A 22,288-nucleotide genomic window follows, 5' to 3' on the forward strand; every position below is an offset into this window, starting at 1 on the left:
TGTTCCTTTAATAGTGATTGTTGCGGAGCATTGGGGCGGGGCGNNTTTGGCCCGGGCGCGCGCGGGCCCAATACGATGGTTACTTAGTGAAGGGGCGAAGGAGCAGACCCACAGGGCCGGTATGGAACCAGCGGCGGTTGCCACGGCTGCGGGAGTCGCGACCAACGGCCTGGGTTAAGCGGTCAAGAATGATCGCGAGGATAACAATCCCCACGCCGCCCACGGTGGCAAGACCCATATCGAGACGGCCGATACCGCGCAGTACCATCTGGCCAAGACCGCCGACGGCAATCATCGAGGCGATAACCACCATCGACAGCGCCAGCATCAGCGTCTGGTTGACACCGGCCATAATGGTTGGCATCGCCAGCGGCAGCTGGACTTTAAACAGCATCTGGCGCGGGCTGGCGCCGAAAGAGCGCGAGGCCTCAATCAGGTCAGCCGGCACCTGGTTAATCCCCAGAATCGTCAGACGCACAATCGGCGGCAGGGCGAAGATAATGGTCACCACCACACCCGGTACGTTGCCGATACCAAACAGCATGACGATAGGCACCAGGTAAACGAACGCCGGCGTCGTTTGCATGGCATCAAGCAGAGGGCGGATAATTTTTGCCGCCCGCGGACTGCGCGCCAGCCAGATGCCAAGCGGCAGGCCGATTATCACGCAAAACAGCAATGCGGTAAGCACCAGCGCGAGGGTTATCATTGCCTGTGACCAGGCACCAATGGCACCGATGACAATTAATGAAATTAAGGTCGCAATTCCCATTCCCACACCGGAGATTTGCCAGGCAATCAAGGCAAACAGCACGATAGCCACAGGCGCCGGCATCCCCAGCAACAGCTGCTGGAACGCGCTAAGGATATAGTCGATGGGAACGCGTATCCCCTGAAACACCGGGCGGAAGTGAGTCACCACCCAGTCGATCCCGTGAGTGACCCAGCTATCGAGCGGAATCAGCGTTTTATGGAACGGATCCATAATATTGAAGTGCTCGGCCTGCGGTGCGGGCGCGCTGTGCAGCCAGTCTGCACCGCCGCCGTCTGCGGGCGTTGATGAACCCCATGCGTCAGCAGAATTTGCTGCACTGTCTGCGGCCGGTGTGGTATCCCACGGATTGGATTGATCAGCCATTGTTTGCCCCCTCGCGATCTAATGCCTGTAGCAGCATTCTTTTTGAAATAACGCCGACGTACTGTTGTTCTTCTCCAACAACCGGTACGGCGCAGGGGGCGTGGCCCACCTGAGAGAGTAATTCGCTGAGCGGGGTTTGTGCATCAACGGCCACGGGCTCATGAATAAGCGCAGCCTCAATTCCCTGATTTGCCTGTAACGCTTCTTTCAGTGAATCAATGGATACGATGCCAACAAATTTATTACCTCGTTCGATGACGTAGCCATATTCACGATCGTCATCCTGTAATAATTTTAAGGCCGAGCGAGGGCCAAACCCTGGCGTTTTTCGGATAAGCGCATCCGGATTACGGCGAGCAATATCTTTGGCACTAAATACCTGGCTAATATCGACGCCGCGGAAGAAGGTGCGGACATAATCATTGGCCGGATTATTCAGAATTTCATCTGGAGTACCGACCTGTACCACTTCACCATTTTGCATAATGGCAATGCGGTCACCAATTCGCATCGCTTCATCGAGATCGTGGGAAATAAAGACCACGGTACGCTGATGTTTGGCCTGTAATTTTACCAGTTCATCCTGCATCTCTGTGCGAATTAATGGGTCGAGCGCCGAGAAGGCTTCATCCATTAATAGAATATCGGGATTAATCGCCAGAGCACGGGCAAGGCCTACGCGCTGACGCATCCCGCCGGAGAGTTCATCCGGGTAGGCGTGGGCATAATTCTCAAGGCCGACCTGACGCAGCGCATCCAGCGCTTTGGCCTGACGTTCCTGCGCCGGTACACCGGCCAAGTCCATGCCAAAAGCGGTATTATCCAGCACGCTCATGTGCGGCATTAGCGCAAATGACTGGAAGACCATCGCAATTTTTTTACGACGAACATCGCGAAGCTCGGCATCGGATATTTTGGCAATATCAATACCGTCAATCAGCACCTGCCCGCGAGTGGGTTCAATCAGACGATTGAGAAGGCGTACCATGGTGGATTTACCGGAGCCGGATAACCCCATGATGACAAATATCTCGCCTTCTTCAATGGCCAGACTGGCGTCTTTTACGCCAAGTGATAACCCTGTCTTATCGAGAATTTGTTCTTTGTTGAAACCTTTCTCGATATATTTGAATGCTCGCTGTGGGTGTTCGCCGAATATTTTATAAAGATTCTTCACTTCTAATTTAACTGCCATGCAATATGAGATTTCCTATTTTTAGTTTGTGTCGATATGTTACCTGATGAAAATAATGACCTGTTTTATACCCTAGCATACTGAGACGATGTGACAACCCTCAATCTGTTCTCATCTGAAATATGGACAAGGTGATTATGGCTGAATTTCCCATGATATAAGGGCTGAGGGCGAATTGTGGATGGTTGATTTTTTTACAAATTAGCATAAGAAATCTGGTGGAGATCTAATTATCACTATAAATATTGCCTGATAATTCAACCAAAAATGCCGTGAGGTATTTGTATGATGATGGTGATTTTAAAAGAAATATCCGGGTGAAAATCAGGGGATATTTTACCAGAAATAGATGGGGTAATTATCAAAAAATGACGCCCGTAAATAGCGATTATTTACGGGCGGTGATGGCTTACATTCGCATACCGACAGCCAGGCGGTTAAAGGCATTCATCAGGCTGACAGCAAAAGTTATATCGCTTATCTGCTCAGCGCTAAAGTGCGCCAGCAACGGTTGATAGACGTTGTCTTCGGCATGCGTTTCGGCAATGTGGGTCAGGTCTTCCGCCCAGGCCAACGCCGCACGCTCTGCATCACTGAAGTGATTACTCACTCGCCAGCCTGCCAGCGCATCCAGTTTGCTCTGATCGACACCGGATTTACGCAGCGCCTTACTGTGCATCTCAAGGCAAAATGCGCAGCCGTTAATTTGTGAAACGCGCAAATACAGCAGTTCAAGCAGCGTGCGTTCCAGCGAGCTTTTTTCCAGTGCGATACTGGCCTGAACCAGCCCGGCATAGACGGCTGGACTCAGTTCACTATAGGGTTGGCGTAATTCAGTCATGATGTCACTCCTCGTTCAAGATGGGGCAAAAATAGCACTATAATGGTCTTAAAAAGATAGCCATATTAAGAGTAAAAAATAAGACCATGAAAGCAAAAGATGCCCCGCGTTATCAGCAGATAGCCAGACAGCTTAAGGCCGCAATTGAACAAGGGGAGCTGGCCTCCGGCAGGCGTCTGCCTTCCAGCCGGGTTTATGCTCAGGAACTGGGCGTTTCCCGAGTGACGGTGGAGAACGCCTATGGCGAGCTGGTGGCCCAGGGCTGGCTTGAGCGACGCGGGCAGGCGGGGACGTTTGTAAGCGATCACTTAACCGTTCAGCCGGTGACTGCAGCGCCGCTTGGATTTGGTGGCGAACAGTCCGAGCCTCAGCCTTTTCAGCTTGGGCTGCCCGCGTTGGATCTCTTTCCTCGTGGCCTGTGGGCCCGGGTGATGGGACGGCGATTACGAACCCAGACGCGTTTTGACCTTGCGCTGGGAGATGTGCGCGGAGAAAGCACGTTGCGCCAGGCGCTGGTGGAGTATTTGCGTCTTTCGCGCAGTATCGAATGCGAGGCTGAGCAGGTATTTATTACGTCAGGGTATGCCTCCTCGATGAGTCTGATTCTGCAATCGCTGGGCGGACGCGGCGAAACAATGTGGGTAGAAGATCCGGGGTTCCCGCTTATTCGTCCGGTGGTCGAACAAGAGGGCGTGACGCTTTCTCCGGTGCCAGTGGACGTGGAGGGTATGGACGTTGAGTGGGCGATGCAGCAGGTTCCTGACGCTCGCTTTGCCCTGTTGACCCCGGCGCACCAAAGCCCTACCGGGGTTGCGCTTTCGCTACCCCGGCGTCGACAGCTTCTGGACTGGGCCGCACATCATCAGGCATGGATAATCGAAGACGACTACGACAGCGAGTTTCGTTATCTTGGCAAGCCGCTGCCGCCGTTGAAAAGCCTAGATGCGCCGCAGCGGGTTATTTATGCCGGAACGTTCAGTAAATCGCTGTTCCCGGCGCTGCGCACGGCGTGGCTGGTGGTGCCTTTGCCGCTGGTAGCCGAGTTCCGTCGCCAGGCGCAGCGCCTGGCCTGCCCGGTACCGCTGCTGTGGCAGCAGACGCTGGCGGACTTTATGCGTGAAGGGCATTTCTGGCGGCATCTGAAGAAAATGCGCGTGCACTATGCGCAGCGTCGACGCTGGCTCGAAGAGGCGCTAGCGGCGAATGGATTTCAGGTGGTGGAGCAGTTAGGGGGAATTCAAATGGTGGTGGCCGTTGAGGGCGATGACAGGGCGATGGCGTATCAGGCCCGGTGTGCCGGGCTGGCGGTACAGGCGGTGAACGACTGGCGTATCGCCAATAGCGGTCAGGCTGGCCTGATTATGAGCTTTACCAATATTATCTCGCAGAAAATGGCGCAGCAGCAGGTTGCGGCGTTGAAAGAGGCGATTAAATAAAAACCCCGGATTATCAGGGATAATCCGGGGCAGACGCGTTTTTATTATCTACATCATTGTGGTTATATTATCGACGGCATCCTAATAATATGCCAATAAATATCCCCACCGCCGCGGCAGCGCTCACACTTTGCCACGGTTTATCGTGAATATAACTATCTGCGGTGTCGGCAACATCGCGGACGCTTTGCTGCAAGCGGCTGCGTCCGTGAATGCGCGCGCGGGTTTCACTGAGCAGAGATTTCGCCTGGCGGCGGGCGGTCTCAACTTCATCCTTATTATCGCTGGCCCAGCTCTTGAGGATCCCTTCGAGACTATCAGCTAATTGGCTGACATCATTATGAATATCCTGTGCCTCTTCATCTGCTTCATTGCGGTTAAATGGCTTAATCATTACGGTCTCCCCGAAATTTGATAGAACCTTAAGTGTAGGCCATTCGACATAATTTGCCGGGAATGAGACTGTTTGTGGAATTATCTGAAAGCGAGGCGAATACTGATTACGGTAAGGTGGCGATGCAGTAAAAGATGACGAGGATAAAATATGTATTTACGACCTGACGAGGTGGCGCGCGTTCTTGAAAAAGCGGGCTTTACCATGGATGCGGTAACGCCAAAAGCATACGGCTATTGCCGTGGCGAGGATTACGTTTACGTTAACCGCGAAGCGCGAATGGGGCGCACGGCGCTGATCATTCATCCGGCATTAAAAGAGCGCAGCTTTAAATATGCCAATCCGGCTTCTGATATTAAAGCGTGCGATCACTATGAGCAATTTCCACTGTACGTTGGTGGCGCCGTTGAGCAGCATTACGGTATTCCGCATGGCTTTAGTTCGCGTATGGCGCTAGAGCGGTTTTTAGATGGGCTATTTGGCGAGAACGTATAAATAAATGACTGGCCTGGCCAGTCATTTATTTCACTGCAATCAGGCTTTCGCCTGCGCGTACTGTTCGACACGGAACAGGCGACGACAAAAGTCGAGGAAGTAGCCGTAAACGGCACCCATCACCAGCGAGATGACCGCGTTTGAACTGACTGCTGCCGCTATCTGGTGCCAGTCAGCACCGACACTCAGCAGAATCATCACGTACACCGGAGACTGGAAGGTGATGTACGCAATCGGATCTGCCACTCTCTTCATCCAACCCGCCGGGGTAATCTTCGCCGCTTGTCGCATCACGAAGTCACGATACATACCGTATGGCCAGGCAATAATAATGTTGACTGGGATTGCCACCAGACGGGATGAAAGTGACTGCTCGAAGGTCATTCCTGAGAGAAAAATTTCAATCATCATGTTCACGACGGAACAGTAGACAACCATGGCGAAAGTGTCTGCTGCCGCATGACGCAGGCGTGACTGCGCAGAGAACATCGGTATGCTCCTCGAAAAATGGACGGTTAACACAGAGAAAATCGTGTTTACTGGCGTTTTGGTTTGGTTTATTTGACGTGTATAGGTTATCTATCTGCAATAAAACAAACAACTAGTGAAAAATTTTTATTTAAGACGTTTTTGTCGATAAAATACTCTGTAGCAGATTGTTTGTCTGATGCCGCGCTATTTTTGTTTTTTATGTTTGTTTTTTATTTATAAATCATGATATTGCGTATTGTTTTGCAATAGTGTTAAAAGACAGGAACGCAGGTATTTTTGGCGTGACGGAGAGTTTGGTGTTTTTATTGTGATTTTAATCACGTTTGGATTTTTTATCCGACTTTATGCCGGTTGATCAGTATTTAATTCTGCTGTCTTTTATTTGAAAGTATGCGTGATTTCTGAGTAATCATTCATTGTTAGGCGGGATAAGAGAAAGGATATGCGGTGAGCTGCGCCCACCGCCGGAAAATATCAGCAGACGCCGAAATCACCGTCTTCTTGATACGGGGCAACGTCGCTGTTCTTCAGCGTGTATTGTTTACCCTGTTCATCGCTAGCCTGTACGGCCACGATGCTCTCTTCGTGCGCTTCAATAACCTTTAATTTTGGTCCACCCATTTTCGGTTGAACCAGATCGCCCGGTGCAAACATCAAGATGCTCCTTTGTTATCCATTGTCATTAACACACTCGTCGGAAGCGGACTCGCGCGAGACGAAATCAGCGTCGGTTCCACGGCATGATGGCAAGCAGCCGCGCCATGCCGCAAAATCCGGTGACGCCAGCCAGGGTTAATCCAGCGCCAACAAACGCACTAAGCAGGAAGAATGCGCTGGAGACGCTATACCCGAGCACGACGCCCAGTAAAATTAACACGCCGGCAGCAATCTGTACCTGGCGCATAAGAGGTAGAGGCTGCGATTTATCTTCCACGGTCGCCAGACCCGCTTTTCGCCATGCCTCGATACCGCCTTCGACGACCTTCACCTGCGCCGGTGCGGCGGCGGCAATCAGCTTACTCAAATGATTGCGCGTCCGGTTGCCGGACTGACAGTGAAAAATCACTACGTTGTCAGCGCTTGCCTGCAACGTTGCGCCTTGTTCCAGTGCAGACAGCGGCAACAGCCGGGCGACAGGAATATGTTCACGTGCATACTCATCGGCATCACGAATATCGATAAGACTGGCACCCTGCTCAATGAGCGCAAGCGCCGCGGCTGGGGAAATGTGTTCAACGGTCATTTTATGTTTCTCTCAGGGGCAGTAGAGCGTTTTTAACGTGGCGACGATCTGCTTCACCGCGTCGTTTTTAATAAAATAGTGAATGCGCTGCGCGTCGCGCTGACTGTCAATGAGCCCTTCTTCGCGCATTCTGGCGAGATGCTGAGAGGTCGCTGATGGGCTTAACCCGGTGATTTTTGCTAAGTCACCGGCGCTGGTTCCTGGGGCATCGCACAGCATACAGAGGATCAGCAGTCGGTTAGGGTTGCTCATTGCCTTTAGTAGCGTGGCGGCTTCGCTGGCGCGTGTCTGGAGAAGTTCGCTGTCGTTCATCTTTAGTTTAGTATTCCCTTAATTAAGTAAAATCTAAACTGAATGCATTAAGATCGCCAGCAAAAGATCAATTTGTTAATGAATATGTTGATTTATCGGCTGATTGTATATTTGGCGGCAGTATGGTGAGCTATTGCTCATGAGATTGTTCTTAGTTTTATTTATGCCAGCGCATTTTTTGTTATAAATCGAATGCAATACTATGCATGGAAAGGTTAATTTCGTTACTGCAATGCTATTACTGTTAAGTTTATTTCGTGATATATGCTTTTAATGTTTTATTTTCTGTGGGTGACTACTAACATGTCACAACCCTTGTTGATTTTTATTTAAACAGGTTAAATTTTTTCACTGCTACTTTACTAAATGGATGCGTTGCATCGCTGTTTAATAAGAATATCATTAGCGTCGTATTTCTAATGCATTAATGGCATTGGCCGTTGACTCAATAAATTAATATCAAATGCTTTCTGTTTATGGAAATTAAACGGAGGGGAACGGTTACGCATTTAATACCCTGCAAAGGAATAAAGGCCATACAAACACGGAGGGTTTTACGGCAGGCAGGCGCGTAAATAATATTTTGCGCCAGCAATCTGCACTAATGAACGTCAATAAGAGAGTGAGAATGAAAACACAATTTCGCGTTATGGCATGCGTCATCGCCGCACTGGCATCTGGCGTAGCCGCGGCTGCGGTGACGACCAATCCAGGCTCTTCTGCAGGGACTCAGGGCCCGGGTGGTCAGGTCAACTTTACCGGCTCTATTACCGATGCTTCCTGCAATGTGGATAGCGGTAGCGCAAATCAAACCGTCGATCTCGGCAAATGGGCAAAAAGCTATTTTACCGGCGCGGGTACTGAAACCACAAAAACCGCTTTCCATATTAAAGTCAAAGGTTGCCCTGATTCAGTTTCCCATGTTGCAGTCCTATTTGATGGTAAGAAAGACAGCAACAACGCTTCTCTTCTTGCCGTTGATACGGGCACAGGTAAAGCTACCGGCGTAGGTATCAAACTGTTTGAAGATGACCAGAATCAAGTGATCAAACTGGGTTCTGTGAGTAAACAGCATGATGTTACGCCAGCTTCTGGCGGGACTGAAGGTACTGCCGATCTGACCTTCTTCGCCGATTACGCCTCTACCGGTGCGGTCGTAACCACCGGCGACGCCAACGGCGTGGCTGATTTTAATATGGTTTATAACTAATTAAACCCTGAGCAGAAGATTACTTCTGCTCAAATTCAACTCTATTTCGTAATATGGGTTATTCCTATGCAGCGTTTTATCGCGAGCCTGTCTCTTTCTCTACTCTTATTATCAGCAACGGCTCAGGCGGGTATCGTCATGGGCGGTACCCGCGTAATATATGAAGAAGGTAAGCGTGAAGCATCCATGTCAGTGACAAATGCTGACAGTGCTGTTCCTTATTTAGTGCAATCGTGGGTTGATAATTATTCAGCCACGAAAAACAACGCCCCGCCGTTTATTGTTACGCCACCACTGTTTCGCCTTGACCCTGAACAAAAAAATGTTCTGCGTATTAACTTTACCGGTGCGACGCTGCCAATGGATCGCGAGTCGGTATTCTGGCTGAATGTAAAGAGTATTTCTCCGTCAAATAAAGACGATGCCAATAAACTTCAGGTCAATATTAAGTCGAAGTTCAAAATATTCTATCGACCTAAAAATCTACCCGGGGATGCCGAAGAGGCATGGCAAAAACTGACTTTCCAGACCCTTGGCTCAAGCCTGGTAGCGCATAACCCAACGCCTTATTTTGTCTCCTTTTTCTCCCTCTCGGTGGGGAACGAAGAGCTGGATGAACCGGGAATGATCGCACCTTTTAGCAATAAATCATGGCCAGCCCACCATGCAGGCACGGTGAAGTGGCGAGCGATTAACGATTTCGGCGGTGTTACCGACTTTGCTCAACGCTAAACCATGCTGACTATCACGGTGAAAAAGATGATCTCAGACGCTCAGGGTGATGATGCCTCCCGCAGCGCCTGCGCGCTCCTGGCCTGCCTGCCAACGGCATTATTGCTGTTGGGATATCAAAACGCTGCGCAGGCGGACGACTATTTTGACCCTGCCGCGGTGGAGCTTTCCGACCCACAGCAAAAAACTGCCGATTTGCACTATTTCGCCAAATCAGGTGGTCAACAGCCGGGCAGCTACCCGGTTTCTGTGTGGGTGAATAATGAGCCCGTTGGTCAGGCAACCATTGAGTTTGTTGAGGACAGTGGTGCGTTAAAGCCGCGCCTAACCCCGGCTCAGCTTGCCGAGTATGGCGTGAATATCAGCGCTTTTCCCGCCTTCAATACGCTGCATGAAGGCGAAACGCTCACGCATATTGAGCGATTTATTCCCGATGCCACCAGTCAGTTTGATTTTGTGGAGCAGCGGCTCAACCTGAGCATTCCGCAGGCGGCAATGAACCTCCAAAGCCGTGGCTACGTCGATCCGGCCCGCTGGGATGATGGCATTCCGGCGGCTTTTGTTGACTACAACCTTACCGGCGCGCAAACGCAGCAGACTAACAGCAGCTACCAGTCTAACTATTTGAATTTACGCAGCGGCATCAATCTTGGCGGTTGGCGGTTACGTAACATTGCCTCGATGCAATATGACAAAACCCGTCGCTGGCGTTCGCAAAGTACCTATCTACAGCATGACGTGCGCGCGCTAAAGAGCCAGCTGCGAATCGGTGACACTTATACTAGCGGCGATGTTTTCGACAGCGTGCAGTTTCGCGGCGCGCAGTTGATGTCCAATGAGGAGATGCTGCCGGATAGTCAGCGCGGGTTTGCGCCGATAATTCGCGGTATGGCGCACAGCAATGCCAAAGTCACTGTCTCCCAGCATGGCTACGTTATTTATGAGACGTTTGTCGCCCCGGGGGCGTTCGCTATTAACGATCTTTATCCCACCGCACAAAGCGGCGACCTTGAAGTCACGGTGAAAGAGAGCGATGGCTCCGAGCGTAAGTTTACCCAGCCATTTTCCGCCGTGCCGTTTATGCTGCGTCAGGGGCGAATAAAATATAGCGTCAGCATTGGCCGTTTTTACTCCACGCAGTCAGAGACCCGCAGGCCGCAGTTTATGCAGTCGACGCTGTTCTATGGTTTACCTGCGGATGTAACTTTTTACGGCGGCATGCAGGTGGCAGAGGATTATCAATCCTGGTCAGGTGGGCTGGGGCGCGGGTTTGGTGAACTGGGCTCGCTGGGCGTGGATTACACCCATGCTATCACCCGCACGCCATCAGAGAAGCGCTACAGCGGGCACTCGGCGCGCGTGCAGTATCAAAAAAACTTCGCCACCACCGGTACGACACTCAGCCTTGCGAGCTACCGCTATTCTTCCCTCGGTTACTATGATTTTAGCGAGGCCAATGCGCTGGAAGGGCGCTATGGAGAAACGGAGAGTAAACGCAGCCGCGAAGAGGTTTCGTTTTCGCAACCGCTAGGGGGAATGGGGAGCGTGTCTGCTTCCGCCTGGGCACAAACGTACTGGCGCTCACCGCGACGCGATCGCACGGTGCACGTGGGGTTTTACAGCGCGTGGAAAGGGGTTTCCTGGGGGCTGGGCTACTACTTCACTCAATCGTCGGAAAATAACAAAACCGACCGTTCTTTGTCTTTTAACATCAATATTCCGCTGGGCGACCTGCTGCCAGACAGCTCCGTCAGCTACAGCACCACATCGGATAACAACGGCTACACCTCGCAGCAGGTTTCACTCTATGGCTCGGCGCTGGAGAAAAATAATCTCTACTACAGCGTGCAGCAGGGTTATGGCAACAACGGGCAGGGCAGCAACAGCGGCGTCTCGCTCGATTATCGCGGTGGCTATGGTGAAGCTCAGCTTGGTTATCAACGGGATAAAACCAGCAATCAGGTCAATTGGGGCGCGTCAGGGGCTATTGTCGCTCATCCGCACGGCATTACGTTGGGCCAGTATACCGGCGATAGTTTTGCCATTGTTCGCGCACCCGGCGCTGACAATGTGGCGATTGAGAACGGTACCGATCTGCACACCGACTGGCGCGGTTACGCCATCGTGCCAACGCTCACGGCCTATCGTAAAAACGATATCAGTCTTGATACCGAATCAATGCCGGACGATACCGATGTTGAACTGCAAGGACAAACGGTGATCCCCGGCGGTGGCGCTATTGTCGAGGCTAATTATCAGACCCATATCGGCAACCGCGTGCTGTTTACGCTGCGCGGTGCTCGTGGCCCGCTGCCGTTTGGTGCCAGCGCTCAACTGCTGGGTGACGACGGCGCGGCGTCCGGTATTGTCGCCGATCAGGGGCAGGTTTATCTCAGCGGTATTCCTGAACAGGGGGCGATAGTGGTGCGCTGGGATGTCAGCAACGCTGCGCAGAGCTGTACCGTCCACTTCCACCTTCCCAGCAATCAACAGCGTAATCCGGTGAAAACGGTGAATGCGGTCTGTTTATAAAAGGTCATGAGTATGCTCAGACGTTATCGGTTTATTTGTTCTCTTATCCTGCTGATGGCGGCGGTTTGCAGCCCGCGCGTCTGGGCGGAAAACTGTAGCAATACCGTGGGTGAGATGACGATCAACACGCAGAATATCCAGTATCTGCCGTCGCTGCCGGTCAATTCGCAGATGTCGCACTCCATGGCGGATAACGGCAGCGGTATTCGTTTTACCTGTGATTTACAGGTTCCCGCTGCTGGCTGGAAACGTCTGGTGTATCAGCAGGTTGATACCACTGGTGCGGCGATAGCCATCAACGGCATCCACATTTTTTCCACTAAGCTAGACGGGCTTGGCTACTCGCTTGGTTTCCAGTGTAACGGTGGGGCGGTGCACTATATTGACGGCAGTTCTTCTCCGGCGGGGAATCAGTCGGCGACCATCTGTGACAGTGCGGATATGCCAGCGCTGCTGACGCAAAAAGAGATCGTTATCAAAGCCTACGTCACTTTCTACAAGACCGGCGAAATTCAGTTATCCGGGGGGAATCATACCAACGTCGATGCGCAGGCACAGATCGGGAAACTGTTTATGGAGCTGTCGTCGGCAACCGGCAACGGCACGACCACGACGGCGCCAACGTTTCTTGGTCTGTCGGCGCTGAACGTCGATATTGGTGCCAGCGGCAGCTGTCAGGTCACGACGCCGACCATTAACGTCGGGCTTGGCTCGGTGAATAAAATGGAGTTTAAAGGCGTGAATACGACCGGCGGTAGCGCCCAGAGCTTTGCGATTCCGGTTTACTGTTCGCAACCGACGGATGTGCGGATTGGTTTCTTTGGCCTGGAAGTGGGGCCCGGGTTTCCCGATACCCTGGTGCTGACTCAGGTCAGCGGTGCCGCTAGCGGCGTAGGGGTGAAGCTTAGCTACGGCAGTAATCCGGCTCCGGCACCTGCGGCGGGGACGGCGGTAAAAATAAACGAGGCGACCAATCTTCCATTACTCAAAAAGGTCACGGCCAGCAATGCCGCCAGCGCCGAACGCATTAATTTCACCGCGCAGTATGTGCAGACAGGAAATTCGGTGGGAGCAGGGATAGCTAACAGCATGGCGACCTTTACGCTGGTATATAACTGAGGTCATGAGCTTAGGTGCCGGATAAGGTCATGTCGTTATCCGGCCTGCTGATTTGCAGAAGCTACTTCACCGGCGGTTGGGCGCGCAAAATGCGAAGCGCCTCGTCGTGGTTCAGCGGGTAATCAAAGAAGCGTCGATAAAAATCCTGCGTCATCTTCACCATTTCTACGCCGGGAAATAGATTCGGGTGCAGCATTTGCGCCGCCCATTGGATTTGCAGCGCGCTTTCAGTGCCATAGCGATCCCATGGGAAAACCCCGGCGGGGTTTTGCAATACTTTGCCGTTTTTGACCGCGTTGAGCCCCGAGAACAATTCCGCATACGGCGAGTCCGCCAGCGAGCCGCAGTTGGCCCCAAGGATAATAACGTCTGGCTGCCAGGCCAGTACCCGCTCCGCTGATACCTCTTTCATATTGCCTTCAATTCCCTCCGCCGCATTTTTGCCGCCGGCAAGGTTTATCCAGGTATCAATCAACGTATGGCTACCGTCGACCTTCAGGGGTTTTAGCGATTGAATATGCAGTACGGTAGGGCGTTGTGTCTGAGTCAAATTTTGCGTTTTACGCTGGACGGTATCCAGCGTCGTTTGCAAATACTGGTTGTAGGCTTTTGCCCGCGCGTGCGCATCGGCAGTGCCTAGCACCTCGGCGGTGGTGGTGACGGATTTCATCAGCGACGGGTAATCGGTAAACGCCATTTCCAGCGTTGGCAGCCCGGCCTGACGGTAGCTCTGCGCTTTATCGTTGCCCTTTGAGGTAAACACCACGTCTACCCGCTTAGCGAGCAAGCTCTCCGGGTTAAAGGCGGTGCCGCGAACCTGTAGCGCCTGATTTAACGTTGGCGCGATTTTGAACATCCATGGCTGGCTGTCCGGGTGATTGACGGTGGCGACGATTTTATTCCCCGCACCCAGCGTCATCAGCACCGAATGGTGGGCGAACCAACCATCGGCGATGGCGTTTACCTGGTCGGGCACGGTAACGGTATGACCGGCATCATCCACCACCTGGCGCGAGGCCAGAGTGGGGAAGGCCAGCCACGCGCAGAGCAACCACGCATGGCGACGTTTCATGTTTTGGATTCCTTAAAAATCAATCTGCATCGACAGTTGTGCCTGACGCGGCGCACCCAATTGGGCACTGGCATTACCTGCACCGGTGTAGCCGGTGAGCGCACCCGGCACCACGTTGGTCCAGTAGCGGCGGTTAGTCAGGTTGGTGACGTCCAGACGGAAGGTGACTGGGGTACTGAACAGACGCGTGGCATAGCTGCTACCTACATCCACAGTGGTGTAACTGCCAACCCAGCTGTCGTTAGCGTTATCCGTCGCGCGGCGGCCAACGTAGCGCACGTTGGTATCCACATCGACACCCGGCAACTGTTCAATGCTGTAGACCGCCAGCATGCTCGCGGTGAAGCGCGGCAGGCCAACGACTTGTTTGCCGTCAGCGGTTTCGCTGGCGGTATCATGCAGGCGCGGATCAAGCCAGCTCGCACCGCCAAACAGGCGCAAATTGCGGGTGACGTGACCATCGGCCATCAGCTCCAGCCCCCGGTTTTTCTGCGTGCCGTCCTCGGCGAAAATGCCGTCATCGTTGGTATAGGCAAACGGACGTTTGGCCTGGAATACGGCGGCCGAGAGCATCAGATCGTTGATAGGGGCGTATTTCGCGCCGAATTCAATCTGCTGGCTGCGGTATGGAGAGAGTACTTCACCTGAATTACTGGCACCCGCCGGGGCGGTATCGCCTTGCTGCATGCTGTCGGCCCAGGTGGTGTAAAGGGTGACATTATCCACGGGCTTATACATCAGGCTGGCAGAACCGCTGGCACCGTTGTCTTTTTTGTCGCTGGTCTGCTTGCCGGTTTTATTGTAGTTACTGACCGTAAACAGGTTTTCGCTACCGGAAAGCAGCAGGCTCCACTGCGGGCTGAAGTGCAGGGTATCGCTCAGCAGGAAGGCATGCTGCGTGGTGGTCGCGGATTGATAACGGCTGTCAAAATCAGGATACGGCGGGCGCGGATAAACCGGATTTTCGTCAAGCGATGATTTGCCCAGCGTGAAGGTACCGCCGGCGACCGGGTTGTAGTTCTTCCAGACAAAACCGCGTACCCCGGCGCTGATATCGTGACCCAGCCAGCCGGTGTCAACGCTACCGGTGAGGTTTGCCATATAGCTGTTGATGGTAAAACGGCTGGCCGCTGAGTTTGAGGTGGTGGTGGTGTAGTGGCCGCGATTGTCGGTCAGCGTGTTGGTGACGGTGGTGGACTCACGGTCGGCTATCTGGCGCAGCACGCCAACGTCGAGCAGCCAGTTGCCGTCAAAATCATGTTTGATGTGCAGGCTGGCGGTGCTGGTTTCGTCGTCATTCCCGGCGTAGCTCTGGCCGTAGTTTGCTTTAGTTGGGTCCAGCGGCGAAGGGAAGTGCACGCCTTTTGCTAGCGCAAAGGAGCCGGGCATGCCTTTCTCATAGTAGTGGTAGTAGCTGAAATTGCTCTCCAGCACCGTTTTGTCGGTGAGCTGGAAGTCTAGCCCCAGGCTCGCCAACTGGCGGCGTTTGTGGCTACCGCTGGTGTAGCCGTGGCCTTCGTCATTGAGCAGATTGAGACGGTATTTCACGCGATCGCCGTCATCGATAGGGCCGCTGAAGTCCATGGCGGTGAGCGTGCCGTTACCGGTACTCGCCCCTACGGTCACCCGGTGTAGCGGGGTATCGGTCGGGCGTTTGGAGACCAGGTTAAACATCCCGGCCGGGTTTGCGGGGCCATATAGCGAACCGGCGAGCCCGCTTAACACTTCTACGCTCTGGAATTGCTCGGCGGCGTATTCGGTCGTAGAGACGGCGTTCAGGCCATCAATCATGTGATTTTGTACCACGCTGCCCTGCATACCGCGGGTTTGCGGACGAACCCCATCACCCTGTACGGAAGGCATATAGCGGTACACATCTTTCACACTTTTGAGCTGCTGCTGGCTTATCAGCGGCGCTGACAAGGTTTGTACTGACCACGGAACATCAATCAATGCGCGTTTGCCAAGGCTACCCAGCGTGGCCTGCTTTTCTGCGGCCGGCGTCTCTGCGGAGGCGCTGCTGTTGCTTGCGGTATCGGCAGAGACGACCATCGTCTCTTCGGCATAGCCGGGTTTGCTGATTGCCAGACACGAAAAAGCCAGCAACCCCGTGGCGAACGGAAGTTTTTTATTGTTAAACATTTTTAAATTCAATTTGTTAGCGGAAAGACTGGTGGCAACCGAGTTACCATCTACGCATGAGGGGAACAGCTATTATTATTTGTGTGATGAATATGATGAGAGCATTCGTTATGTATGTCAATATACAGCGAGGTGGTAGGTGGTGAGCGCTAAGTGGGCAGTATGGCGATTAAAAATAAAAAAAGCCGGATGTTTCCATCCGGCTTTTTACGATAAAGAACAGGGGATTACTCGCTAATTTTCTTCTCGAGCGAGTCGGCACCTTCTTTGGTTTTATCCCAGCCTTCCTGAGCGCCTTTTTTGGTGGCATCCCACCCTTTTTGGGAGGTCTCTTTGGTTTTATCCCAACCTTTCTGGGCGCCATCTTTGGTCTTATCCCAGCCTTTCTGCGTCCCTTCTTTGGTGGCGTTCCACCCTTTCTCGGTGCCTTCTTTGGTTTTGTGCCAGGTTTTCTGTGCGCCTTCGCTGACCTGACTGCCTACGCTGTCACTTTTATCTTCCGCGGCGTGCTTAGATTTCAGCTTCAGCTCTTCGCCCTGGTTTTGTGCCTGATGCAGTTTCTCTTTTGCCGTATTCGCGTTTTCTTGCGCGGCGGCAACCGTAGCGTCAGTTGCGTGTGTGGTCGCAGCAAAAACAGGAGAAGCCAGCAGAAGGACGGATAGTGCAATAGTTGTTTTTTTCATAATACTTCCTCATCAGTTAGTGAGCGTTAGAAAGAATGGCATACACCAACGGATGAGGCTTTAGGAATAAACTGTAATTGAATCATTGTGTTCCAAATGGGGTCGTCAGCCGACCCCGCGGATGCTATCGATCAAGCATAATTAACGGTGCATTATCAGGGGCGTGGGCGACGCTGATTTCGGCCAGGTAAAGGTTTCTCAACGCAGATTCCGTGAGCACCTCCTGCGGCGTTCCGTTGTCCACAATCTGACCTTTTTCTAACAAGATGATGCGGTCAGCGTAGCGGGCCGCCAGGTTCAAATCATGCAGCACGCAGCAGACGTTGAACTGCCGTTCTTGCACTAATTGACGCAGCAGGCGAAACAGATGCTGCTGGTGGTGGATATCCAGCGCCGAGGTGGGTTCATCCAAAAAAAGCCACTTCGGCGACGGGTCCGGTTCCCAAAGCTGGACCAATAAACGCGCCAGCTGCACCCGCTGCTGCTCGCCGCCGGAGAGATGGCGATAGTCGCGGGAAGCCAGTTCGCTACAGCCGCACAGTGCCATGATGTGTTCGGTTTCATCGCGCGGGTTGCGGGTACGGTGCGGGTGTCGGCCCATGCGTACCACTTCCATCACGCTAAAAGGGAACGCCATATGGCAATTCTGGCGCATCACCGCACGCGTTTTGGCCAGTTCGGCGGTAGGCCAGTCGCCTAGCGGGCGTCCGAACAGTGAGCAGTGGCCGCTATCCGGCTGGAGATAACCGGTTAGCTGGCGCAGCAGCGTCGATTTTCCCGCGCCGTTCGGCCCGAGGATAGCCACGATTTCACCACCGGGCAGCGTCAGAGAAACGTTATTGGTCAGGCGACGCCCGTTGATGCTGAAGGTCAAATTTTGGGCATCAATCATAGTGCTCTCCGGGTCCGCAGGATCAGCCATAAAAAGTAGGGGCCACCAATCAAACTGGTCAACAGCCCGACCGGCATTTCCGCCGGTTGTACCAGCGTACGCGCCAGGGTATCGGCTACCAGTAACAGGCTCGCACCGGCAAGCGTTGAGCAGGGAATCAGCCAGCGGTGATCGGCCCCGATGGTCATGCGGATCAGATGCGGGATCACCAGGCCAATAAAGCCGATGACGCCGCTGACCGAAACTGCGGCACCGACCAGCAGAGAACTCAGCAGCAGTAGCTGTTGGCGCCTGCGTTTAACGTTAACGCCAAGGTAGTGCGCCTCTTCGTCCCCGAGCTGCAGGAGGTTCAGCGTATTCGCCAGCCAGCCGGTGGCGACCATGGCCGGAACGGCAAATGAAGCGGCGACCAGCAGCGTCGGCCACTGCGCTTGTCCCAGACTCCCCATCATCCACAGCGTCAACTGGCGCAGCTGTTGCTCATCGCCCACATAGCTCAGTACGCCAATCGCCGCGCCGCACAAAGCATTGATGGCAATACCGGCCAATAAAAGCTGCATCATTCCGCCGTGGGTATGGCGCAGGCTTATCAGGAAAATCACCGCGCACACCACCAGGCTCCCGGCGACGGCGAAGATCATTTGCTCGTACAGCAAGAACACCGCCGGGAGCGAGATAGGGAAGATAATCGCCACGCCCACCATAAGCGCCGAGCCGCTGCTCACGCCGAGCAGACCGGGGTCGGCCATTGGGTTACGAAACAGTCCCTGCATAATCACGCCCGCCGTCGCCAGCGCGCCGCCGACCAGCACCGCCAGCAGTACGCGCGGCAGACGAATGTTAAGCCAGATGTCGCGGTATTGTTCATCCTGTAAAGAGGCGAAGGTAATTTTGAGTGCCCCCTGGCTGGCACCAACCAGTACGAGGGTGGCGAGTATCAACAGCAGGCCGATAAAAACGCTGAAGGAAGAGAGGGAATCCTTAAACACGCAAGTCTCCATAAAACATCGTTGCGGCGCCGTCAGCCAGCGCCGCGTGGGGATCAGGCCGGTTTAAGCTCAGGCTCAACCAGGCTGTAGACCTGTTGATTGAGCGCCGGGGCGCTGGCCAATGCCTGAATATGCGCCGCCACGTCTGCGCGCTGCACGAAACCGTGCACTTCCTGCTGCTGAATGCGCAGGGCTTTGCCGGTGGCCTCGCCGCTGAGTAAACCGCCTGGGCGCAAAATGGCGTAATCAAGCGTGCTGCTTTGCAGCCAGCTTTCCGCCAGCGATTTCTCTCTCACTGCCTGGCCAAATGCCGCCTTTGCGCGCGCCGAGAGGAACGGCCAGCTGTCGCCACAGCCCAAAGAGGTGACGAGGATCATGCGTTTGAGGCCGGTTTTTTCTGCTTCATCAATCACCGTGCGGTGCGCCAGATAATCGTGTGCGCCGCCCATCGATGAAATGACCGTTGCTTCCGCGCCTGCCGCGTCGCAGGCCTGTGCGACGCATGCTGCATCACAGGCATCACCGATAAATACGTTTACGCCTTTGGCTTGCAGGCGCGCTGCGGCTTCCGGGTTACGCACCACCGCCACCACGGGGCGATTTTCTGCCAGCGCCAGCTCAACGGTCAGCGCGCCCACGCCTTTGCCACCCGCACCAAAAATCAGCCATGGGTTCATCAGGCTTCCCCTTTCAGTACGGCGGCCAGCGTGCGGAAGGCATCAACCTGTTCTGCCAGTAGCTGACGGTGGTCATCGCGGCCAAGGAAAATTTTAAACATCGCATTGCCCGCGGCGTTAAAGAACAGAATCGAGGCGGTGTCCATCGCCATAAACTTGCGCTCAACCAGCGCGATGTGGGTGCAGTTTTCGGCTTTAATGTGGCCGGTCATGCCCTTTTTACCGCGCAGGTTAAAGTAGCCGTGACGGTGGAAACCGGAAGGCAGTTCACCGGTAAATTCCAGAATCACATCGGCAGAATGTACCAGCGTAGTGACTTTGCCCCATTCGCAGACGGTGTCCCAGACGGTATCAAACTTATCACCGGCAACCAGCGTGTGTGACGGCAGTTTTTTTACCACCTCCAGCAGCGTGGTGTTGTATTGCCCCGCAATGGCTTCCAGGGTGCCGTCCGGCTCGGTTTTTAAGAAATCCTGCAAAGAGACGTTGCTCATCATTAACTCCTGTTATGGGGTTTCTACCGCAATGCGCGGTGCGTTAAGTTCCTGAATCAAATCATCAAGAGACTGTAAAATGTTACTGGCCCAGAAGCGGCCTTCGTTGGTTAAACGCAGGCAGGTTGAGTCATCCTGCGTTAACCCGGCCTTGTGCCACTGCGTTAGCAGCGGGGCAAGTTTTGCCGCATGCGGCGTGAGCGTATCCAGCGGTACGCGGGCGGTTTCAACCCCGGCCTGCAAGGTGTGACGCCATTGGAAGCCTCGCTCGGCGGTGCGCATCATCATCATTAAAGGTTTTTGCCCTGCGGCAATCGATTGATGCCAGTTATCAAGATTGCGTTCCACCATCCACGAATAGCCGTTGATCGAGCCGCCTGCGCCGGAGCCCAGCGCCAGGCAGTCTGCACCCTGTTTAATCAGTAAATTGTAGAGGTTGCGTTCGCGAGTGGTGCGCGCCCAGTGGCTGTTGCTGATACAGCGCCAGCCCGCCTGTTCCATAAAATCGCAGCCTTGTAGATACAGATCGCGACGCTCTGCGGGCTGTGGCACCGAGGTGCGACCGTTTTCCACCGCTTTGCCCAACGGCGTATTGGGCAACAGGTTCAGGGCGTAAAGATCCACACCGTCCAGCCCGATATCCCGGGCGATAGTCAGATCCTCGCCCCATATTTTTGCATCCTGACCCGGTAGGCCAAACAGCAGATCGCAGACCACGGCGGCTCTGTCGCGGCGCACCAGACCTTCCATAAAAGCAATCGCCATAGGGCCATCGGAGGTGCGGGCCATCTTCTTGCGGATTTTGCTGTTAAACGACTGAATACCGATGGAGAAGCGGTTAGCCCCCGCATCGAGACAGGCATCGATACGCGCGTCGTCGAAGTTCAGTACCCGGCCTTCGATGGTGATTTCGCAGTCTGGTGCCAGCGGCAGACGCTCGCGCAGGGCGGAAATAATGCGTGCCAGATCGCGGGCGGAGAGTGCCGACGGCGTGCCACCACCAAAGTACACCGCGTGAATGGGGGCCGACTGGTGCAGCACGCTGTCGGCTTCCATCTCAATCTCGCGCAGCAGCGCGTCGGTGTAGCGTGTGCAGTTATCTTCTTCATAACGGTTCTGGTAGAAACCGCAGAAGGTGCAGTGGGTGGCGCAAAACGGAATGTGCAGATACAGCAGGCGTTTGCGCGGCGGCGTGGCGTGGCTCAGCACCTCCTGCCAGGTTTGTGCCAGCTTATCTTTGGCGATGGGAATCGCGCCGCGCCAGGGCATGGTGGCCCGGCGATCTTTGAAGGGCTGCCCGCCCTCCAGCGCAAAGTGCGGGGTTAAATCCAGTTCGTTTGTCGTAGTGTGCATCACGGGTCTATCAATATCCTTTAGTTTGGCCAGAACTGGCGGTGCAGCGTTTCAACGGCATCGGCGACGCGCGGCCCCATTCCCAGGATCAGCGCTTGGTCGAGGGTGACGATGCGCTGGTTTTTCCACGCGGCGGTACGGGTTATTCCGGCTACCGTGCTGAGGCGGTTGATATCGCCTTCAACCATTTGCGATGTGACGACAATCACCTCGGGGTTGGCGGCAATCAGCGCTTCCGCGCTGTAGCTGCGATACTGTGAGTGCTGGGCGACGTTCTGTGCTCCGGCAAGCGCCATAATGGCGTCGGCTACGCTGCCTTTTCCCGCCACCTGCGGCGCACTGCCGCCCGCGCTCAGGATAAACAGCGCTTTCACCGGCGCCGGTTTACTGGCGCTGCTGCGCGCGACGTTTTCCAAACGCTGGCGGAGGTGGTTCACCAGCGCATTGCCCTGTTCGGCGGCACCGAGATTTTTGGCCAGCGTATGAATGTTGGCGTACATCTGCTCAACGGTCGCCGGGATACGTGGCAGGGTGACGACGTTTACCTTCTGCGCGCGTAGCTGGTCGAAGACCAACTGCGGGCCCGCGTCCTGCCAGGTGATAAAACTGTCCGGGCGCAGCGATAAAATCCCTTCACTGCTGAGCTGTTTCCAGTAGCCGATATGCGGCAACGCCTGGGTTTCTGGCGGGTATGAGGTGGTTTCATCAACCCCGACGACCCGGTTGCCCGCGCCGATGGCGTAAATCAGTTCGGTGAGAGAACCCCCGGCCACTACGATGCGTTCCGCTGCCTGCGCGCTGAACGCGCAGGCCAGCGCCAGGAGTCCTATGGCAATTTTTTTCATCA

The 22,288-nt window shown here is 54.1% G+C and carries 23 protein-coding genes; 6 read left to right on the top strand and 17 right to left on the bottom strand.

The window, feature by feature from the left end; genetic code table 11:
* Positions 1–79: 79 nt before the first annotated feature.
* The 3 genes from proW to LZ634_RS06045 all read right to left on the bottom strand — a co-directional run bounded on the left by proW (position 80) and on the right by LZ634_RS06045 (position 3,174).
* A complete protein-coding gene (gene proW, locus LZ634_RS06035) occupies positions 80–1,138 on the bottom strand; it encodes a glycine betaine/L-proline ABC transporter permease ProW (RefSeq protein WP_234503079.1) in 1,059 nt (352 codons plus the stop codon).
* Positions 1,131–2,333, bottom strand: a complete 1,203-nt coding sequence (gene proV, locus LZ634_RS06040; protein WP_234503082.1) for a glycine betaine/L-proline ABC transporter ATP-binding protein ProV — start codon at positions 2,331–2,333, stop codon at positions 1,131–1,133. Before proV ends, proW begins: the two co-directional genes overlap by 8 nt.
* Positions 2,334–2,742: 409 nt before the next feature.
* Positions 2,743–3,174, bottom strand: coding sequence for a carboxymuconolactone decarboxylase family protein (locus LZ634_RS06045; protein WP_234503085.1), 432 nt, complete (start codon positions 3,172–3,174; stop codon positions 2,743–2,745).
* 86 nt (positions 3,175–3,260) lie between these two features.
* Here LZ634_RS06045 and LZ634_RS06050 point away from each other — a divergent pair, with 86 nt between their 5' ends.
* Positions 3,261–4,610 (top strand): PLP-dependent aminotransferase family protein, encoded by a 1,350-nt coding sequence (locus LZ634_RS06050; protein ID WP_234503089.1) that lies wholly within the window; start codon positions 3,261–3,263, stop codon positions 4,608–4,610.
* A gap of 67 nt (positions 4,611–4,677) precedes the next feature.
* Here the strand turns inward: LZ634_RS06050 and LZ634_RS06055 are convergent, their stop codons facing one another.
* Entirely contained in the window at positions 4,678–5,004 is a 327-nt protein-coding gene (locus LZ634_RS06055) for a DUF883 family protein (RefSeq protein WP_234503091.1), read from the bottom strand.
* Between the two features lie 150 nt (positions 5,005–5,154).
* Between LZ634_RS06055 and LZ634_RS06060 the strand changes: the two genes are divergently transcribed.
* On the top strand, positions 5,155–5,499 hold the full coding sequence (locus LZ634_RS06060) for a DUF2002 family protein (RefSeq protein WP_234503094.1): 345 nt from the start codon (positions 5,155–5,157) through the stop codon (positions 5,497–5,499).
* Between the two features lie 39 nt (positions 5,500–5,538).
* On the opposite strand, the gene LZ634_RS06065 is transcribed toward LZ634_RS06060, so the two are convergent.
* The 4 genes from LZ634_RS06065 to LZ634_RS06080 form a co-directional block, all read right to left on the bottom strand.
* Positions 5,539–5,988 (bottom strand): L-alanine exporter AlaE, encoded by a 450-nt coding sequence (locus tag LZ634_RS06065; protein ID WP_234503097.1) that lies wholly within the window; start codon positions 5,986–5,988, stop codon positions 5,539–5,541.
* 477 nt (positions 5,989–6,465) lie between these two features.
* Positions 6,466–6,645, bottom strand: a complete 180-nt coding sequence (locus tag LZ634_RS06070) for a hypothetical protein (protein WP_234503100.1) — start codon at positions 6,643–6,645, stop codon at positions 6,466–6,468.
* Between the two features lie 67 nt (positions 6,646–6,712).
* On the bottom strand, positions 6,713–7,234 hold the full coding sequence (locus LZ634_RS06075) for a rhodanese family protein (RefSeq protein WP_234503103.1): 522 nt from the start codon (positions 7,232–7,234) through the stop codon (positions 6,713–6,715).
* A 12-nt stretch (positions 7,235–7,246) separates the two neighbouring features.
* Complete coding sequence (locus tag LZ634_RS06080; protein ID WP_234503107.1) at positions 7,247–7,546, bottom strand: ArsR/SmtB family transcription factor; 300 nt, start codon at positions 7,544–7,546, stop codon at positions 7,247–7,249.
* A 628-nt stretch (positions 7,547–8,174) separates the two neighbouring features.
* Between LZ634_RS06080 and LZ634_RS06085 the strand changes: the two genes are divergently transcribed.
* The 4 genes from LZ634_RS06085 to LZ634_RS06100 all read left to right on the top strand — a co-directional run bounded on the left by LZ634_RS06085 (position 8,175) and on the right by LZ634_RS06100 (position 13,139).
* A complete protein-coding gene (locus tag LZ634_RS06085) occupies positions 8,175–8,756 on the top strand; it encodes a fimbrial protein (protein WP_234503109.1) in 582 nt (193 codons plus the stop codon).
* A 66-nt stretch (positions 8,757–8,822) separates the two neighbouring features.
* A complete protein-coding gene (locus LZ634_RS06090; protein ID WP_234503111.1) occupies positions 8,823–9,488 on the top strand; it encodes a molecular chaperone in 666 nt (221 codons plus the stop codon).
* Positions 9,489–9,515: 27 nt separating this feature from the next.
* Positions 9,516–12,020, top strand: a complete 2,505-nt coding sequence (locus LZ634_RS06095) for a fimbria/pilus outer membrane usher protein (RefSeq protein ID WP_234503115.1) — start codon at positions 9,516–9,518, stop codon at positions 12,018–12,020.
* A gap of 12 nt (positions 12,021–12,032) precedes the next feature.
* Positions 12,033–13,139, top strand: a complete 1,107-nt coding sequence (locus LZ634_RS06100; protein WP_234503118.1) for a fimbrial protein — start codon at positions 12,033–12,035, stop codon at positions 13,137–13,139.
* A gap of 61 nt (positions 13,140–13,200) precedes the next feature.
* Here the strand turns inward: LZ634_RS06100 and LZ634_RS06105 are convergent, their stop codons facing one another.
* The 9 genes from LZ634_RS06105 to LZ634_RS06145 all read right to left on the bottom strand — a co-directional run bounded on the left by LZ634_RS06105 (position 13,201) and on the right by LZ634_RS06145 (position 22,286).
* Positions 13,201–14,211 (bottom strand): ABC transporter substrate-binding protein, encoded by a 1,011-nt coding sequence (locus LZ634_RS06105; protein ID WP_234503121.1) that lies wholly within the window; start codon positions 14,209–14,211, stop codon positions 13,201–13,203.
* Positions 14,212–14,223: 12 nt separating this feature from the next.
* A complete protein-coding gene (locus LZ634_RS06110; protein ID WP_414467730.1) occupies positions 14,224–16,263 on the bottom strand; it encodes a TonB-dependent receptor in 2,040 nt (679 codons plus the stop codon).
* A gap of 317 nt (positions 16,264–16,580) precedes the next feature.
* A complete protein-coding gene (locus LZ634_RS06115) occupies positions 16,581–17,036 on the bottom strand; it encodes a hypothetical protein (RefSeq protein ID WP_234503126.1) in 456 nt (151 codons plus the stop codon).
* A 124-nt stretch (positions 17,037–17,160) separates the two neighbouring features.
* Complete coding sequence (locus LZ634_RS06120; RefSeq protein ID WP_234503128.1) at positions 17,161–17,928, bottom strand: heme ABC transporter ATP-binding protein; 768 nt, start codon at positions 17,926–17,928, stop codon at positions 17,161–17,163.
* Positions 17,925–18,917, bottom strand: coding sequence for a FecCD family ABC transporter permease (locus LZ634_RS06125; RefSeq protein ID WP_234503131.1), 993 nt, complete (start codon positions 18,915–18,917; stop codon positions 17,925–17,927). The genes LZ634_RS06120 and LZ634_RS06125 overlap by 4 nt, the downstream gene beginning before the upstream one ends.
* Positions 18,918–18,970: 53 nt before the next feature.
* Entirely contained in the window at positions 18,971–19,594 is a 624-nt protein-coding gene (chuY, locus tag LZ634_RS06130; protein WP_234503134.1) for an anaerobilin reductase, read from the bottom strand.
* On the bottom strand, positions 19,594–20,088 hold the full coding sequence (gene hutX, locus LZ634_RS06135) for a heme utilization cystosolic carrier protein HutX (RefSeq protein WP_234503135.1): 495 nt from the start codon (positions 20,086–20,088) through the stop codon (positions 19,594–19,596). Before hutX ends, chuY begins: the two co-directional genes overlap by 1 nt.
* Positions 20,089–20,100: 12 nt before the next feature.
* Positions 20,101–21,441: a heme anaerobic degradation radical SAM methyltransferase ChuW/HutW gene (gene hutW / locus LZ634_RS06140; RefSeq protein ID WP_234503137.1), complete on the bottom strand. Its 1,341-nt coding sequence runs from the start codon at positions 21,439–21,441 to the stop codon at positions 20,101–20,103.
* A gap of 20 nt (positions 21,442–21,461) precedes the next feature.
* Positions 21,462–22,286 (bottom strand): heme/hemin ABC transporter substrate-binding protein, encoded by an 825-nt coding sequence (locus tag LZ634_RS06145; protein WP_320673447.1) that lies wholly within the window; start codon positions 22,284–22,286, stop codon positions 21,462–21,464.
* Positions 22,287–22,288: the final 2 nt, after the last annotated feature.

This window comes from Kluyvera intermedia (genome assembly GCF_021440345.1).
GTDB classification, from domain to species: Bacteria; Pseudomonadota; Gammaproteobacteria; order Enterobacterales; family Enterobacteriaceae; genus Kluyvera; species Kluyvera intermedia_A.

Coding starts and splice junctions, on each gene's coding strand:
- LZ634_RS06080 (WP_234503107.1), bottom strand. CDS start 7,546: ATGAACGACAGCGAACTTCTCCAGACACGCGCCAGCGAAGCCGCCACG.
- proV (WP_234503082.1), bottom strand. CDS start 2,333: ATGGCAGTTAAATTAGAAGTGAAGAATCTTTATAAAATATTCGGCGAA.
- LZ634_RS06055 (WP_234503091.1), bottom strand. CDS start 5,004: ATGATTAAGCCATTTAACCGCAATGAAGCAGATGAAGAGGCACAGGAT.
- LZ634_RS06085 (WP_234503109.1), top strand. CDS start 8,175: ATGAAAACACAATTTCGCGTTATGGCATGCGTCATCGCCGCACTGGCA.
- hutX (WP_234503135.1), bottom strand. CDS start 20,088: ATGAGCAACGTCTCTTTGCAGGATTTCTTAAAAACCGAGCCGGACGGC.
- LZ634_RS06120 (WP_234503128.1), bottom strand. CDS start 17,928: ATGATTGATGCCCAAAATTTGACCTTCAGCATCAACGGGCGTCGCCTG.
- proW (WP_234503079.1), bottom strand. CDS start 1,138: ATGGCTGATCAATCCAATCCGTGGGATACCACACCGGCCGCAGACAGT.
- LZ634_RS06070 (WP_234503100.1), bottom strand. CDS start 6,645: ATGTTTGCACCGGGCGATCTGGTTCAACCGAAAATGGGTGGACCAAAA.
- LZ634_RS06090 (WP_234503111.1), top strand. CDS start 8,823: ATGCAGCGTTTTATCGCGAGCCTGTCTCTTTCTCTACTCTTATTATCA.
- LZ634_RS06100 (WP_234503118.1), top strand. CDS start 12,033: ATGCTCAGACGTTATCGGTTTATTTGTTCTCTTATCCTGCTGATGGCG.
- LZ634_RS06065 (WP_234503097.1), bottom strand. CDS start 5,988: ATGTTCTCTGCGCAGTCACGCCTGCGTCATGCGGCAGCAGACACTTTC.
- hutW (WP_234503137.1), bottom strand. CDS start 21,441: ATGCACACTACGACAAACGAACTGGATTTAACCCCGCACTTTGCGCTG.
- LZ634_RS06050 (WP_234503089.1), top strand. CDS start 3,261: ATGAAAGCAAAAGATGCCCCGCGTTATCAGCAGATAGCCAGACAGCTT.
- LZ634_RS06095 (WP_234503115.1), top strand. CDS start 9,516: ATGATCTCAGACGCTCAGGGTGATGATGCCTCCCGCAGCGCCTGCGCG.
- LZ634_RS06115 (WP_234503126.1), bottom strand. CDS start 17,036: ATGAAAAAAACAACTATTGCACTATCCGTCCTTCTGCTGGCTTCTCCT.
- LZ634_RS06045 (WP_234503085.1), bottom strand. CDS start 3,174: ATGACTGAATTACGCCAACCCTATAGTGAACTGAGTCCAGCCGTCTAT.
- LZ634_RS06145 (WP_320673447.1), bottom strand. CDS start 22,286: ATGAAAAAAATTGCCATAGGACTCCTGGCGCTGGCCTGCGCGTTCAGC.
- LZ634_RS06105 (WP_234503121.1), bottom strand. CDS start 14,211: ATGAAACGTCGCCATGCGTGGTTGCTCTGCGCGTGGCTGGCCTTCCCC.
- chuY (WP_234503134.1), bottom strand. CDS start 19,594: ATGAACCCATGGCTGATTTTTGGTGCGGGTGGCAAAGGCGTGGGCGCG.
- LZ634_RS06110 (WP_414467730.1), bottom strand. CDS start 16,263: ATGGTCGTCTCTGCCGATACCGCAAGCAACAGCAGCGCCTCCGCAGAG.
- LZ634_RS06060 (WP_234503094.1), top strand. CDS start 5,155: ATGTATTTACGACCTGACGAGGTGGCGCGCGTTCTTGAAAAAGCGGGC.
- LZ634_RS06075 (WP_234503103.1), bottom strand. CDS start 7,234: ATGACCGTTGAACACATTTCCCCAGCCGCGGCGCTTGCGCTCATTGAG.